The organism is Halopseudomonas salegens (assembly GCF_900105655.1).
Classification (GTDB): Bacteria; Pseudomonadota; Gammaproteobacteria; order Pseudomonadales; family Pseudomonadaceae; genus Halopseudomonas; species Halopseudomonas salegens.
This window is the reverse complement of record NZ_LT629787.1, coordinates 2,582,854-2,598,239: the sequence shown is the minus strand read 5'-3', so window position 1 is coordinate 2,598,239 and position 15,386 is coordinate 2,582,854. Positions and strand designations below refer to the sequence as shown.

The window sequence follows — 15,386 nt, the reverse complement described above, 5'->3', positions numbered from 1 at the left end:
TACATGGGGGTAAGTGTGTATAGCATCGCTCAATCTGCCGGCAGCTGCAAGCATCTCTGCGCCGGATGACATAGACTGCCTAGTCGAGTTTTCCCTTTCCTGTGCATCAAGCTGGACACAGGTATTGCAACCCAATCATTGGTGCCTGTCACACAGGCATTCAACCAGGAGAGAAGGCATGCATATCTTGCTAACCGGCGGTACCGGATTGATCGGCCGTGCTTTATGTAGACGTCTGGTGGCTGACGGTCACCAGCTCACGGTATGGAGCCGCCGGCCGGATCAGGTTCCAGCACTCTGTGGTGCCCAGGTGCAGGGAATAGCCAGCTTGCAACAGCTTGACCAGCAACCGTTGGACGCCGTGATCAATCTGGCCGGAGCCCCGGTTGCTGATCGCCCCTGGACGGCCAAGCGCAAAGCTGTTCTCTGGGCCAGCCGGGTGAGTTTGACCGAGCAACTGGTCGAATGGCTCGGGCAGCAAACGCACAAACCCGGTGTTCTGGTCAGTGGTTCAGCGGTGGGTTGGTATGGCGATGGTGGCGATCAGGTGCTTACCGAGCAGAGCCCGCCGCATCTGGAATATACGCATACCCTGTGCGATGCCTGGGAAGCTGCTGCCCGCCGTGCCGGCTCATTCGGTATCCGGGTGTGTCTGTTGCGGACCGGCCTGGTGCTGGCCCCGGATGGCGGGTTTCTCTCTCGCCTGTTACTGCCGTTCAAACTTGGCCTGGGTGGGCCGATCGGCAAGGGCGCGCAGTATATGCCCTGGGTTCACCGTGATGACATGCTTGGAATCATTATGCAGTTGCTGCTCAACCCTGATGCACAAGGCCCTTATAATGCAGTCGCTCCCAACCCGGTTACCAATCGCGAATTCGCCCGTACCCTGGGGCGGGTGCTGAAACGGCCAGCGCTGCTGCCTTTGCCGGCGCCATTGCTCAAGCTGGGCCTGGGGGAAATGTCCCGGTTATTGCTGACTGGCCAATGTGCCAAACCGGAAAAACTGCTCGAGCAGGGTTATCAATTCAAGTTCGGTCAGCTGGAAACAGCGCTGAAAGATGTTATCAATCACTGACAGTCGGGAGTCGTCATGTCATCACGTGGGGTATTGCTGGTTAATCTGGGTTCGCCGGAAAGCACTGAGGTAGCTGACGTTAAACGCTACCTGAATCAGTTTCTTATGGATCCCTATGTGATTGACCTTCCCTGGCCGGCGCGGCGGCTTCTGGTCAGTCTGATCCTGTGGTTGCGACCGAAAAAATCCGCCGAGGCCTATGCGTCTATCTGGTGGGATGAGGGGTCGCCTCTGATTGTGATCAGTCGCCGGGTACAGCAAGCCGTTCAAGCGCAGCTGGATATGCCGGTGGAATTGGCCATGCGCTATGCAGAGCCTTCGATTGAGCGCGGCATTCTGGCGCTGGCCAGACAGGGCGTGGACGAGATTCTGTTCATGCCGCAATACCCGCAACATGCTGACAGTACTATCACGACATCGGTCAAAGAGGCAGAGCGGGTCATCCAGGAGCATCGGTTGCCGATCAGGCTGACCGTGGTGCCGGCGTTCTATCAGCGCGAAGAGTACATGGATGCGCTGGTCGCCAGTGCTCGGGAGTACTTTGAACAACCCTTCGACCATCTGTTGCTGAGCTATCACGGGCTGCCGGAGCGGCACCTGAAAAAGGCCGATCCGACCGGTCAGCATTGCCTGCAGTTTCCGGATTGCTGCGAAAGGCCGTCGCCGGCGCATGCCACCTGCTATCGAGCGCAATGTACGGCGGTCAGCAAGGCCTTTGTCAAACGCATGGGCCTGAATGATGATCAGTGGTCGCAGGCCTTCCAGTCGCGTTTGGGCAAGGACAAGTGGATTGAGCCCTATACCGATGCTCGCGTAGATGAACTGGCAGCACAGGGGGTCAAGCGCCTGATCGTCATGTGCCCCGCCTTTGTTGCCGACTGCATCGAGACCCTGGAGGAAATCGGCGATCAGGTGCGTGAGCAGTTCATTGCCGCCGGGGGGGAAGAGCTGGTGCTGGTTCCCTGTCTGAATGATCACCCACAGTGGGTTGAGGCGCTGGTGCAATGGAGCAGGACCGAGCCTGAGGCGGTCTGATTGTTAGTGGGGCGGTAATGAATTTCCCACTTTGTGACGGGTTTGGCATTTATCATTGATTTTGTGACTTGCCAGTGTCGCCCGGCTGAGTAAAGTGTAGTTTTACATCCAGCCAGGGTGCACGGAATGCACATAATGGTTAGCCGGCAAAGGAAAGCCGGTACAGCACTGGTTGCGCGTCATGTTGCGCAACCTGGTGTCTCGCATATCTCCTTTGCGACCTCTCAGCGTGGCGTCAGCCTGCTGGAGGTTCTGGTCGCCGTATTGGTACTGGCAATTGGTGTGTTGGGTGCAGCGGTCCTGCAACTCAATGCCTTGCGTTACAACGCCAGTGCAGGCCATACCACGCAATCCACCTTTATTGCCTACGACATGCTTGACCGCATGCGCGCCAATGCCGAGAACCTCTCCAGCTACGCCACTACCGTGGACAGTTGTCCGTCCGGTGAGATGAGCGCTGACAGTGTGCATGCGGTTGATCTGGCTGATTTCGCCACTGCGGTTGGTTGTCAGCTGCCGGGTGGCCGTGGCTCGATTGCGATCACTGACAACCGCGCCATCATCACTATTGCCTGGTCGGAAGCGCGCATACTTGCCAATGAGCCGGATGCAGAGTTTGTCGTCACCAGTTTGATCCGGGGATCAACCCCATGATGCCTGCTTGCACGAACAGGTTTCGCGGGGCTCAGCAGGGTTTGGGCCTGATCGAGTTGATGATTGCACTGGTTCTTGGCCTGGTACTGGTGCTGGGTGTCGTGCAGGTATTCCTCGCCAGTCACCAGACTTTCGATCTGCAACAGCGTACCTCTACCTTGCAAGAAGACGCGCGCTTTGTGCTCAGCCGCCTGTCGAGCGAGTTACGCATGATCAACATGCACGGCTGTCTTGATCTGACACGCTTGCCGACACCGGCCCGTGACGCCGTTCCGGCCGAGCTGCAGCAACCGATTCGTTTCGACGCCGGCGTGTTGCGGCTTGTCACTGCCGATCTCAACAATGAAATCTTTGAGGTTACTACCCAGCGAGCAGTCAGCAACTATGGCGCGCAGTGGTTGATTGCGACCAATTGCCGGGATGAGCTGCGTATTGCCGGTAGCGGGACTGTCGAGGTAATGGCCGGGGATATTCTGATCCCGATACGGCAGCTGGAATACCGGCTGGACAGTAACCGGCTGCAGTTGCGCAGCAATGCAGCGGGTCATTTCGAAACTCTGATCGAAGGTGTTGCCGGGTGGGATGTCAGTTTCGGTCTGGCCGGCTCGGCCGATGAGCCCGGGGTCGAGGGTCATTATGTCGACACACTGACGAGCAGTGACTACGGACGGATTCGTAGTGTTCGCCTGGGTCTGCAGTTGAGTGACAGCCCGGGAGATCTCGGCGCGGCTCGGGTGAAAACCCGTGAATTTAGTCTGGTTGTCGCTTTGCGCAACCGTATCAACTGAGCAAGGAGGTTCTGTGTTGAAACCTGTACCTGACAGCGAACGGGGGGCAGCACTGGCTGTCAGCCTGATCTTTCTGTTGTTGATGACCATGGCGGCAATTGCGGCAGTGCAAGCCGCCAGCAGCCAGGAGCGCATGGCGGCCAACAGCAAATTCAGTAACGACAGCTTGCAGGCCGCGGAAGCCGGTTTGCGCCAGGCTGAGGTCGATCTGTTCGATAACTTTGCCGGCTTCGCGACGCCCTGTAGCGGTGCCGACTGCAATATCGATGCGAGCATTTATGATCCTGCCACCCAATCACGCCCGAGCAACCAGTGGATAGAAATCAGCCCGTCGACTGAGACCAACAACATGACCTTGTGGTACCGGGTCATCAATCTGGGGCAAAGCAATACGCCGGTGAATATTGCCAGACCTGCACCCGGCACCCTGTATCGGGTGGTGGTGGTATCTTTCCGTGGCTCCACACGAACAGTGCTGGAGGCTATCTATGTGCAAAGTGAAGCCTGAGTCAGGCGCCGTGCGCTACCGGCGCCTGTTGGCCATTTGTGCCGGTGCCGGCATGAGTCTGGCTGGAGCGCAATCGGTCCCGGCTTTTGCGCCGCTGAGTGGACCGATTCTGGCCAGTCCGGCGGTCGCGCCGAATGTGGTCATCCTGTTTGATAACTCATCCAGTATGCGCACTGGCATCGGTGACAACGGAAGAGGGATTGAGCGCTTGCAGGTGGCCAGGAGGGCGGTCAAGAGCTTGTTGTCCGACAATCGCGACATGCGTTTCGGTCTTTTTGTCTTTAATGAATCAACGGGTGTCGGAACCCGGCGAGACACCCATGGCGGTCGCCTGCTGGTACCGGTGGATGCGATCAATGAAACGACGTCGGCTGGCCAGGCTCACAAGCAGCGGCTGATCGACCAGATCGATGCCATTTCCCCGGTGCCCGCGGACGTCGGCAATGCCGATGGCTGGACCCATACGCCACTGGCGGAAACCTACTATGAAGTCACGCGGTATATGCGCGGTCTGGAGCCCTACTTCTCTCCGGCTCCGGCAGCGGCATCACCGGATCAGGGTAACCGTGCAGCTTTCCAGAGCCCGATTCAGTATCGCTGTCAGGGTAATTTTGGCCTGATTATCACTGATGGTTTGCCTACCTACGATAGTCAGTTCCCGACAAGCAGCACTGTCGAACCGGATGCCGGGGTGCTGGCAGCCGGTGAAACGGTGGCAGACAAGTTGCGCAGCTGGCACGACCCTTTCCTCGGCAATCTCGATAGCATTGATATTGCCGAAGAGGGCAGCACCTTCTTTCTCAATGATATTGCCCGCTTTGCCCATGATATCGATATGCGTACGGCTGAACGTGACGGTACCGACAATGCTGGCCAAAGCTGGGATGATCCAGCCTTTGCGCAACAGAATATGCGCACCCATACCATCGGCTTCACTGTCGACGACCCGCGTTTGAGCAGCATGGCGAATGCCGGAAATGGGCGATATTATCCGGCCAATGACAGCGCGCAATTCAGTTACGCCCTCGGCAGCGCACTGCGGGGTATAAACGCGGCCGCAGGATCGGGTGGGGGTGGGGCGGTCAGCGGTCCTGACCTGCAAGCCGATTCTGTGTTTTACCGTACCCGCTATGATCCGCAGGACTGGAGTGGACGTATCGATGCGGTGGCCATTGACGGCAACGGTCAACCGGGGGAATTGCGCTGGTCGACGGATAATACCTTCAAGCGCGCAACCCGTGGTCGCTACCAGACCTACCGCATGCCCGGCGGTACGGGTGCTGTTGGTATTGCCGAGCTTGATTCGGGCACGTTTGCCACGCTGGCCAGGGAGCAGCAAAGCCTGCTGCAGACGGAAGCGAGCATAGCCGGGATTGCCGATCAGCCCGCAGCAGGGCAACACCTGCTGGACTGGGCACGGGGCAATCAGATCAACGGGTTGCGTCCGCGCGGGCATCTACTGGGCGATATCATTCACTCCAATCTGGCGTTTGCCAGGCCGGGGGAGCGCACCGCAGTGCCTTCAACCGCTTATAATGCTTTTGTCGCCAGCAAACTTGCCGAGATGACTCCTTCACTGGTGGCTGGTTCCAATGATGGTTTGTTGCATGTGTTCAGTGCCGACGCTGGCAAACATCGGTTGGCCTATTTGCCTGTCGCCACCTACACCACGCTGGGTGGGCGTGCCCGTACCGATTTCACGGCGGCCACACACCTCTCCGGGGTTGACGGAAAAATCGCTGTTGCCGATGCGCAACTGGGGACGAGCAATGTCTGGACTACCCTGGCGGTGGGTGGCCTGGGTGCTGGCGGGCAGGGTCTGTATGCGATTCGTCTGTTCGATGCGGTGCAGGGCAACAGTGCCTTGGGCGCCTTGTGGGAAATCGGCCCGCATACCTCTTCTGACTGGCAGCACATGGGGTATACCTATGCCCAGCCACAGATTGCCCGCCTGAACGGACAGTGGGTGGCCATCACCGGCAACGGCTACGGCAGCACGTCAGGTCATGCAGTGCTTTATGTCATCAATCTGCAGAATGGTGCCAGGGTGGCGGAAATTACTGTGGATACCCGTGGTGGCAATGGCCTGTCGACGCCGGTACTGGTTACCGACAGTCAGGGTGACGTGATTGGCGCATACGCGGGTGACCTGGCAGGAAACCTGTGGAAGTTTGATCTTGGCGGCAGCTCGTCGGCAAGTTGGGGTAATGCTCTGGGTTCCAGCCCCTTGTTTACCACAGACACGGGGCAGCCCATTACGGTTGCTCCACAATGGGTGAATCATCCGGACTCAGGGCGTCTGGTGCTGTTTGGCACCGGCAAGTTTCTAGAGTTTGCCGACCGCACCGAGCTGACCGAGCAGGCGTTCTATGCGGTATGGGACCGCCCAGGAGACCAGGGAGGCTTGACGTCAGACAATCTGCTTGAGCAGAACATCAGTGCAGAATATCAACAGGACGCCTTTGACCTGAATGGTGACAACATCAGTGTGCCGGTGCGCGAAGTCAGTCAGCGAGCTGTTGACTGGAGCCATGAACGGGGCTGGAAACTGCCGTTGATTCATGAAGGCAATGCCGTTGGGGAGCGGGTTACCCAGCCATTTCTGGTGCGCTCGAAGCGGGTGGTGTTTACCTCGGGCTTTATCCGAAATGATGGCGCCGACCCCTGCATCAGCGAAGGCGATGGCTGGTTGATGGCGCTGAATATTTTTTCCGGTGCGATGATGGCTTACCCGATTCTGGATACCAATCAGGACGGCAGGGTAGACAGTTACGACGTCGTGGTCGCCGGCGTGGGGCCGGGTGTGGGGTTGCCCGGAGAAATTACCGGTGTTCGCGGTGAGGGGGTTGAGCACTACATTATCCAGGGTTCCGCCGGCAGCGGAGGTGTCGCCGGTTTATTGCTCGATACCTTCCGCCGCATCATGTGGCGCCAGTTGATGTGAGGGAACCCGATATGATCCGTTGGCAGCAGTCAGGCTTTACCCTGATCGAGGTAATGGTTGTAGTGGCGATTGTCGGTATTCTTGCCGCAGTCGCCTATCCGGCGTACACCGAGCAGGTGAAAAAGACCCGGCGGGCGGAGGTCAGTTCGGTTTTGCTGGAAAATGCGCATATGCTGGAGCGGCACTATACCCGCAATGGCAGCTACGAGGGTGGTCAGGTTCATGGTCTGATGACGCAAAGCCCGACCAGTGGTTCTGCGGTGTACAGCATTACGGTAACGCGCACTGAAGACACCTATTTGCTGGAGGCGGTCGCTGTAATCGGCGGGGTTATGGAGGGCGACACCTGCGCAACTTATTCGCTCGACCAGTTGGGGCAGCGCACGCCAGTCAACACCAGGTGTTGGCGTCGCTGACGCTCTGCCTCAAGCTATCAGCGACGAGCAAAACGTCAGGCTTCAGGTTTGGCTTCGCGACTGGCTGTCGGCTGTGGCAACACCAGGTTGAGCACTATGGCAACTACCCCGCACAGGCTGATACCTTGCAGACTGAAGCTCTGGTTACCGATCATCAGGCCGCCAATACCGAATACCAGCGTGACCGAGACTATGCAGAGGTTGCGGGGTTGCGAGAGGTCGATCTGATGCTTGATCAGGGTGTTCATTCCCACTACGGCAATAGAGCCAAACAGCAGACAGAGGATACCGCCCATGACCGGTGTCGGGATACTGAGCAGAATGGCGCCAAATTTGTCGATAAACGCCAGACCAATGGCAAAACAGGCGGCCCAGATCATCACGTTGGGGTTGAAGTTGCGCGTCAGCATTACTGCGCCGGTGACTTCCGAGTAAGTGGTGTTCGGCGGACCGCCAAACATCGCAGCGGCTGACGTGGCAATACCGTCACCGAGCAGGGTGCGCTGCAAGCCCGGCTTGCGGATATAGTCCTTGCCGGTCACCGAGCCTATTGCCAGCACGTCGCCGATATGTTCAATCGCCGGGGCAATTGCAACCGGGATCATGAACAGGATTGCCGCCAGTTTGAACTCGGGAGTCACAAAACCGGGCATGGCCAGCCAGCTGGCTTCACTGACACTGGAAAATTCGACGATGCCCAGCAGCCAGGAGAGACTGTAGCCGACGATTACACCAGCCAGAATGGGGACCAGGCGGAACAGTCCCCGAGCAAAAATAGCGACCGCAATAGTGGTCGCCAATGACAGCATGGCAATGCTGATGGCAATCGGATAGTCAATGATCTGCTCGGCGCCATCACCGGTTTTGCCCATTGCCATATTGACCGCGACCGAAGCCAGCCCGAGCCCGATCACCATGATCACCGGGCCGACCACGATAGGCGGCAACAGGCGTTGAATGAAGCCGGGCCCGCGCAGACGCACCAGCAGGCTCAGCAATATGTACATCAGCCCGGCTGCCAGCAGGCCGCCAAGCGTGGCTGGCAGCCCCCAGGTCTGATTGCTGTACATGATCGGGGCAATAAAGGCGAAGCTTGAGGCAAGAAACACCGGCACCTGGCGCTGGGTGGTGAACTGGAACATCAGGGTGCCGATACCCGCAGTGAACAGCGCTACGCTGGGGTCCATACCGGTAATCAGCGGCATCAGCACCAGGGCGCCGAAAGCCACAAAGAGCATCTGCGAACCGGCCAGTGCACTCCGCCAGCCGCGCGTGTCCAGGGCCTCCATCAGACGATATCCTTTTGCTTGGTGCCAAAAATCTTGTCGCCGGCATCACCCAGGCCGGGAATGATGTAGCCTTGCTCGTTCAGCCGCTGATCAACCGAGGCGGTGTAGATGCATACATCCGGATGCGAGCGATTGACCCGTTCGATCCCTTCGGGCGCGGCGACCAGAACCAGGGCACGAATGTCCCGCGCTCCGGCTTTTTTCAGCATCTCGATGGTTGCTACCATGGAGCCTCCGGTAGCCAGCATGGGGTCAATAATCAGTGCCATACGCTGATTGATGTCACCCACCAGTTTTTCCAGATAGGTGTCGGCTTCGAGGGTTTCCTCGTTTCGTGCCAGGCCGATGACACTGACCTTGGCGCTGGGAATCAGGCTGAGCACGCCATCTAGCATGCCAAGGCCGGCGCGCAGAATCGGCACCACGGTAATTTTTTTTCCGGACAATTTTTCCACTTCCACGTCGCCGCACCAGCCGTCGATGGTATAGCTTTCCACGGCCAGATCCTGAGTCGCTTCGTAGGTCAACAAGGCAGCGACTTCCTGCGCCAGTTCACGGAAATTCTTGGTGCTGATCTCGGCTCGACGCATCAGACCCAATTTATGGCGGATCAGGGGGTGACGGATTTCTTGCACATTCATGGCGGACATTCTCTACAGGCGCGGACTTTGACTGCAATAGCCTAAACTATCGTAGCCTGTCCGGTCATCCGGAAATCACCGGCCAGATACTGAAAAGCTTGCCTTTGTGCCGCAAGATCAGTACTTTTCGGCCCTTTTCGCCCAAGGCGATGCTGAAAACGCAACTGCGGCAACGCAGGCCATTTTCAGCGGCGGCCTAACCCAAACTGGAGGTCAGTGCATGGCAATCGATCTGGAACACATCAGGCAGGTAATGGATGAGGCGGACTGCCTGTTCAGCCAGGCCGAGGTTGAAGCGGCGATGGACCAGATGGCTGATAGCATTACTGCCGAACTGGCCGATGCCAACCCGCTGGTTTACAGCGTGATGAATGGTGGCCTGGTGATTGCCGGACAACTGGTGACCCGTCTGCCGTTTCCGATGGAGGTTGGCTACCTTCATGCTACCCGCTATCGCAACAAGCTTTCGGGGGGTGAGTTGTTCTGGAAAGCCCGTGCCGAGCACTCACTGGTCGGGCGGACAGTACTGATTCTTGATGACATTCTGGATGAAGGGCATACCCTTGCCGCCATTGTCGAGTATTGCAAGGATGCTGGCGCCGAGTCGGTCAAAACCGCGGTAATGTTGGACAAGCAGCACCAGCGCAAAGCCTACCCTGGCATGCGTGCCGATTACACCGGGCTGGACGTGGAAGATCGCTACATTTTCGGTTTTGGTCTCGACTACAAAGGCTACTGGCGCAATGCGCCGGGCATTTATGCGCTTAAAGGTCACTGAAATGACGAGGTAAGGACATTGTTCAGCGTTTCCTTAACCGCGAGTGGCTGGTTACAATGCCTGACTTCAAAGACATGCCGGATTGCAGTGAGGTGAGTGTGCGTAAAGACAAGAAAAAGGTGATTGGCGAGCCAATGACCGATGAGCAGGTTGCCGCGTTCCTGGAAGCGCGTCCCTATGGTGACGAATCCGTCGAACTGCACCTGTTGACCCGAGCTTACCGTGGCTTGCGGGTAGAAGACTTTGAGCGTTTTGTCGCCATGTTCAAGGCAGCAGGGCACGATCTCGATGCAGCGGTTGATGCCGACGGCAAGAGCTTTCTTGCTGAGCTGCGTGAACACGACCAGGCTGCTGACTATGTGGCCATTCTTGAGCAGGCCGGCGCCCGCTGAGTGTGCTGCCAGGCACTCCGGGAGTCATCCTGGTTATCGTTGTCAGCCGGGATGAGCTGATCGGCCGGTTGGCCGATTTGCCGGGTGTCCAGATCACGCACTTCAACCCAGTGGCGGCCTTCCGGTGGCGTATCCAGACGCCATAGCGCCAGACAACGTCCCTGGGCATCCAGTTTGGCGTAACAGCGTGGCTTGCTGCGTTTGATTTTCCACCAGCGCATGTTGGTTCTCCTCACTTCACTGTAACCAGAATAGGACCATCCGATTGCTGTTTGATGACAGGAACCGATGGGCAGACACTGCAGTCAAAAGCGCTGCCGGAGGGTCGCGGTCAATGCTATGCTCGCGGCATTCGAGATCCTTGTTATGGGAGAGTGCAACAATGTTGAAGCGAATGGCATGGCCACTGCTGGCTGGCACCTTGATGGTTCTGGTGGGCTGTGCCCACAGTCCGCAGACACTGGATGTGCGGCCAGCGCTGCAAATGCAGCCCTCACGGGTGGGCGCGCAGCAGCCGGTGGTGGTGGAGGTCAATGATACGCGGGAGAGCAAAACGCTTGGTACGCGCGGTGGCATCTACCCGCAGACCAGCACCCTGAGTCTGAGCGAGCAGGTTTTACCACGCTTGCGTCAGGAAGTAGAAACGGCCGTGCGGTCTCTGGGCTACACGCCGGTTGCCGAAGGCACTCCCGATGCGGCTCGGCTGACTGTCAGCCTGTCCGGGTTGGCCTATGACGTTCCGAGTGAGAACGCCTACGTAACCGCAGCCAACCTGACGGCAACGTTCAGCGCACAGGCGCGCAAGGGAGCTGAGCAGTATCGCGGCCGCTACAGCGCTTCGTCCAATCACCGTTTTGCCTATGCGCCGAACGAGGAAACCAATACTCGTCTGGTCACCGAGGTGATGAATGATGCCTTGACCCGCCTGTTCCAGGACCCGGCTATAGCAGAGGTATTGGGTCGTTGAAAGAGCAGGCAAGCCGGCCGTGATTGCATGGCGTTGATCTGACAGCAAAACAGCCCCATTCGGGGCTGTTTTGCATTCTGTTGGCAGGCCTCTGCCCGGGGTTATTTGTTGTCAACCACCTGTGGGTCACCTTCAGGTGGCGTCGGTTGTTGCAGCATGTCGTCATGCTCGGCCATGTTCCAGGGCAGGGTGCCGGGCGAGATATGCAGGAAGTGCAGGTATTTCTCGAACTGATCAAGAATATCGGCAATGATTTCCTGTTCATCGTATCCGTAAATATCATAGGCCTGGCCGCCGCGGCGAAGGAAAACCTCGGCGCGGTAGTGGTGCTCGTCACCATCGCGGCTGCGATCCATTTCCGGATAGGCAAATGTCGGCCGATTATGCCCAACCATGCGAATTTCATAGATGAAATCAACCTCGCCCGGGCGGACTACTTCCAGCCAGGCGCGGCAGCCCTCAGGGTCGTGCTCGACCTTCGCCGGCCAGCCGCTGTCTTTCAGGCTTTCACCGACATGGTGCATGCTATCGGCCACTGAGGTGGCGATAAAGTGGCTCACCGAGTCACGGTCGGCATAGTGCAGCAGGCTCTGCAGGCGTTTCTTCCAGCTGCGCGGGGCTGATTCGTTGTTGGAGCGGGTATGCAGGCCATCGGTCAGACTGACATTGCGGTGGCTTTCAATGACCAGGGCGCGCCACAAGCCTATGGCGGCAATGATCATGATGATGGCAAACGGCAGTGCGCTGGCAATGGTCATCGTCTGCAGCGCACCCAGCCCCCCAGCCAGCAAGAGTACCGAGGCCAGCACACCTTCCAGAATGGCCCAGAAAGCCCGCTGCCAGGCAGGCGTATGCAAGGCACCACCGGATGCCAGCGAGTCAATCACCAGTGAGCCGGAGTCCGAGGAGGTGACAAAAAAGGTGATGATCAGAATGACCGTGATAAAGGACACAATGCCTGAAAGCGGCAACTGCTCATAGAGTCGGAACAGCGCAACGGCGTTGTTTTCCTGCACCTCACCAATCAGCGCGGTGTAGCCTTCGTTCATGATCAGATTCAGTGCCGTATCGCCAAAAATGGAGAACCACAGGAAAGTGAACATGGTCGGTACGAACATGACGCCGAAGACAAACTGGCGGATGGTCCGACCGCGGCTGATTTTGGCAATGAACAGGCCGACAAAAGGCGCCCAGGCGATGGTCCAGCCGAAAATGAACAGGGTCCAGTTACCGATCCAGTCGGAGCGTGTATAGGCCTGCAGATTGAAGGTGCGCTCAACGATATTGTTCAGATAGCTGCCGGTGTTCTGCAGGAAGGTTTCCAGAATCAGGATGGATGGCCCGACAATGAATACAAACAGCATCAATGCGATGGCCAGGCCCATATTCAGAATCGACAGTCGCTTGACCCCTTTGTCCAGGCCGGCTACCACGGAAATCAGTGCCAGTGCGGTAATGACGGCGATGGCAATGATCTGTACGGTGACGTTGACCGGAATGGGTGGCCACAGATAATTGATGCCGGCATTGATCTGATTGACCGAGAGACCCAGCGTGGTTGCAATACCAAACAGGGTGCCGAGAATCGCAAAGGTGTCGACGGTATGACCGATGGGGCCATAGATGCGATCACCGATCAGCGGATAGAGTGCGGAACGTATCGACAACGGCAAGCCGTGGCGAAAAGAGAAGTAGGCCAATACCAGACCGACCAGGCCGTAAATGGCCCAGATGTGGAAACCCCAGTGGAAAAAGGCAATCTGCATTGCCTGCTTGGCGGCGTCTACGGTTTCTGCAGCCCCGTTCGGGGGCGCGGCATAGTGCAATACCGGTTCGGCAACGCCGAAAAACAGCAGTGCAATACCGTAGCCGGCGGAAAACAGCATGGCAAACCAGGCCGGGAAGCTGTATTGCGCTTCGGCATGATCCGGCCCGAGCTTGATATTGCCCCATTTGGTCATGGCAATAACCACGATGAACACCAGGAACATCGCTACTGCCAGCATGTAGAACCAGCCGAAAGTTTCGGTTATGAAGGCGAGCGTGCTGGCGAAGATGCTACCAGCCAGTTCGGGGTTGCTGATGGTGCCGATGACCAGTAGCAGGGTGACCAGTACTGCGGGGGCAAATACCGGAATCAGGATGGTGGATTTCCACGCTGAAGGAGTGGCTGTCGTCATAGACTCTTGTCCTTGTTGGTGTATTGGCTCCGCGAACCAGTATAGATGCTATACCGGCCGCGCCAAGTAACCAGAGTCGTCCAGAGGTCGTACAGCTTTTTTCCGCAGCGTCGCGGTGCTCGTCAGCCCGCTGCTGCCGCGGGCTGACGCAGGGAAGGGGAATATCAGGGCAGCAATTTTTTCTTCAATAATTCGTTGACCTGTTGCGGGTTGGCCTTGCCTTTCGAGGCTTTCATCGCCTGACCGACAAAGAAACCGAACATCTTTCCGCGCTTGGCCTCGTCACTGCTGCGATACTGTTCAACCTGCTCGGCATTGGCTGCCAGGACTTCATCCAGCAGGGCTTCGATGGCGCCGCTGTCTGTCACCTGTTTCAGGCCCTTGGCTTCAATCACCGCATCGGCGCTTTCGCCTTCGCCGTTGGCCAGCGCCTCGAATACCATTTTCGCGATCTTGCCGGAAATGGTGTTGTCCTTGATGCGCTGGATAAGTCCACCCAGTTGTGTGGCTGTGACCGGTGATTCGGCAATATCCAGATCAGACTTGTTGAGCAGGCTTGAAAGCTCGCCCATGACCCAGTTGGCTGCCAGTTTGGCATCGCCACATTCTTGCTGCACCGCCTCGAAATAATCAGCCATTTCACGCTGCGCCGAGAGTACGCTGGCATCGTAGGCGGAAAGACCGAATTCACTTTCAAAGCGCTCGCGCTTTTCCTGCGGCAGTTCCGGCAACTCGCTACGCACCTGCTCGATAAAGGCCGGCTCGATCACCACGGGCAGCAGATCAGGATCGGGGAAATAGCGGTAGTCGTTGGCTTCTTCCTTGCTGCGCATGGAGCGGGTTTCGTCCTTGTTCGGGTCATACAGGCGGGTTTCCTGAATCACGGTGCCGCCGTCCTCGATCAATTCGATCTGACGCTGAACTTCGGTATTGATTGCCTTCTCGATAAAGCGGAACGAGTTGACGTTCTTGATCTCGCAGCGGGTGCCGTATTCACTCTGCCCCTTGGGGCGCACCGAGACGTTGCAGTCGCAACGCAGCGATCCCTCGGCCATGTTGCCGTCGCAGATACCCAGGTAGCGTACCAGCGAGTGGATGGTCTTGGCATAGGCCACGGCTTCCTTGGCGCTGCGCATATCGGGCTCGGAGACTATCTCCAGCAGCGGAGTGCCGGCACGGTTGAGATCGATGCCGCTCATACCGTGGAAGTCTTCGTGCAGGCTTTTGCCGGCATCCTCTTCCAGGTGCGCGCGGGTGACGCCGACACGCTTGATGCTGCCGTCGTCCAGGGTGATGTCGAGAAAGCCCTTGCCGACAATCGGCAGGTCCATCTGGCTGATCTGGTAACCCTTGGGCAGATCCGGGTAGAAATAATTCTTGCGGGCAAACACGTTGGTCATGCCAATGTCGGCATTGATTGCCAGACCAAATTTGACCGCATTCCTGACCGCCTGCGCATTCAGTACCGGCAGAGTGCCCGGCATGCCCAGATCGACCAGGCTGGCCTGGGTGTTCGGTTCAGCCCCAAAAGTGGTGGCGCTACCGGAGAAGATCTTCGAGGCGGTGGTCAGCTGGGCATGGATTTCCAGGCCGATGACGATTTCCCATTGCATGTTGTGTGTTCCTCAAAAGCCGTGATGTCCGCTGCTTTTCGCCCTCTCCCGGCCCTTCGGGCCACCCTCTCCCGCAAGGGGAGAGGGAAGGGTGATGCGGTGCGCT

At 57.8% G+C, this 15,386-nt stretch carries 15 protein-coding genes; 10 read left to right on the top strand and 5 right to left on the bottom strand.

Going from position 1 to position 15,386, the window contains the following annotated elements:
* Positions 1–178: 178 nt before the first annotated feature.
* The 7 genes from BLU07_RS11875 (at position 179) to BLU07_RS11845 (ending at position 7,420) form a co-directional block, all read left to right on the top strand.
* Positions 179–1,075, top strand: a complete 897-nt coding sequence (locus BLU07_RS11875; protein ID WP_092387212.1) for a TIGR01777 family oxidoreductase — start codon at positions 179–181, stop codon at positions 1,073–1,075.
* 15 nt (positions 1,076–1,090) lie between these two features.
* A complete protein-coding gene (gene hemH, locus BLU07_RS11870; protein ID WP_092387210.1) occupies positions 1,091–2,110 on the top strand; it encodes a ferrochelatase in 1,020 nt (339 codons plus the stop codon).
* A gap of 126 nt (positions 2,111–2,236) precedes the next feature.
* Positions 2,237–2,764: a type IV pilus modification protein PilV gene (pilV, locus tag BLU07_RS11865; protein WP_092387208.1), complete on the top strand. Its 528-nt coding sequence runs from the start codon at positions 2,237–2,239 to the stop codon at positions 2,762–2,764.
* Complete coding sequence (locus tag BLU07_RS11860) at positions 2,761–3,552, top strand: PilW family protein (protein ID WP_092387206.1); 792 nt, start codon at positions 2,761–2,763, stop codon at positions 3,550–3,552. The genes pilV and BLU07_RS11860 overlap by 4 nt, the downstream gene beginning before the upstream one ends.
* A gap of 13 nt (positions 3,553–3,565) precedes the next feature.
* Positions 3,566–4,060 (top strand): pilus assembly PilX family protein, encoded by a 495-nt coding sequence (locus BLU07_RS11855; protein ID WP_092387204.1) that lies wholly within the window; start codon positions 3,566–3,568, stop codon positions 4,058–4,060.
* On the top strand, positions 4,041–7,004 hold the full coding sequence (locus BLU07_RS11850) for a PilC/PilY family type IV pilus protein (protein ID WP_092387202.1): 2,964 nt from the start codon (positions 4,041–4,043) through the stop codon (positions 7,002–7,004). The genes BLU07_RS11855 and BLU07_RS11850 overlap by 20 nt, the downstream gene beginning before the upstream one ends.
* An 11-nt stretch (positions 7,005–7,015) precedes the next feature.
* Entirely contained in the window at positions 7,016–7,420 is a 405-nt protein-coding gene (locus tag BLU07_RS11845; RefSeq protein ID WP_092387200.1) for a type IV pilin protein, read from the top strand.
* Positions 7,421–7,455: 35 nt separating this feature from the next.
* Here BLU07_RS11845 and BLU07_RS11840 read toward each other — a convergent pair whose 3' ends face one another.
* Complete coding sequence (locus BLU07_RS11840) at positions 7,456–8,709, bottom strand: uracil-xanthine permease family protein (protein WP_092387198.1); 1,254 nt, start codon at positions 8,707–8,709, stop codon at positions 7,456–7,458.
* Positions 8,709–9,350 carry a uracil phosphoribosyltransferase gene (gene upp, locus BLU07_RS11835; RefSeq protein WP_092387196.1) on the bottom strand — a complete coding sequence of 214 codons (642 nt, stop codon included), beginning with the start codon at positions 9,348–9,350 and terminating at the stop codon, positions 8,709–8,711. The genes BLU07_RS11840 and upp overlap by 1 nt, the downstream gene beginning before the upstream one ends.
* Before the next feature lie 220 nt (positions 9,351–9,570).
* Here upp and BLU07_RS11830 point away from each other — a divergent pair, with 220 nt between their 5' ends.
* Both BLU07_RS11830 and BLU07_RS11825 read left to right on the top strand, forming a co-directional pair.
* Positions 9,571–10,128 carry a hypoxanthine-guanine phosphoribosyltransferase gene (locus BLU07_RS11830; RefSeq protein WP_092389813.1) on the top strand — a complete coding sequence of 186 codons (558 nt, stop codon included), beginning with the start codon at positions 9,571–9,573 and terminating at the stop codon, positions 10,126–10,128.
* A gap of 56 nt (positions 10,129–10,184) precedes the next feature.
* Positions 10,185–10,520 carry a PA4642 family protein gene (locus tag BLU07_RS11825; RefSeq protein WP_231701631.1) on the top strand — a complete coding sequence of 112 codons (336 nt, stop codon included), beginning with the start codon at positions 10,185–10,187 and terminating at the stop codon, positions 10,518–10,520.
* On the opposite strand, the gene BLU07_RS11820 is transcribed toward BLU07_RS11825, so the two are convergent.
* A complete protein-coding gene (locus tag BLU07_RS11820) occupies positions 10,484–10,741 on the bottom strand; it encodes a hypothetical protein (protein ID WP_092387194.1) in 258 nt (85 codons plus the stop codon). The genes BLU07_RS11825 and BLU07_RS11820 overlap by 37 nt on opposite strands.
* A 161-nt stretch (positions 10,742–10,902) precedes the next feature.
* Here BLU07_RS11820 and BLU07_RS11815 point away from each other — a divergent pair, with 161 nt between their 5' ends.
* Positions 10,903–11,487 carry a YajG family lipoprotein gene (locus tag BLU07_RS11815; protein WP_092387192.1) on the top strand — a complete coding sequence of 195 codons (585 nt, stop codon included), beginning with the start codon at positions 10,903–10,905 and terminating at the stop codon, positions 11,485–11,487.
* 101 nt (positions 11,488–11,588) lie between these two features.
* Here the strand turns inward: BLU07_RS11815 and BLU07_RS11810 are convergent, their stop codons facing one another.
* Both BLU07_RS11810 and gatB read right to left on the bottom strand, forming a co-directional pair.
* Entirely contained in the window at positions 11,589–13,667 is a 2,079-nt protein-coding gene (locus BLU07_RS11810) for a BCCT family transporter (protein WP_092387190.1), read from the bottom strand.
* 164 nt (positions 13,668–13,831) lie between these two features.
* Entirely contained in the window at positions 13,832–15,280 is a 1,449-nt protein-coding gene (gene gatB, locus BLU07_RS11805) for an Asp-tRNA(Asn)/Glu-tRNA(Gln) amidotransferase subunit GatB (RefSeq protein WP_092387188.1), read from the bottom strand.
* Positions 15,281–15,386 lie beyond the last annotated feature (106 nt).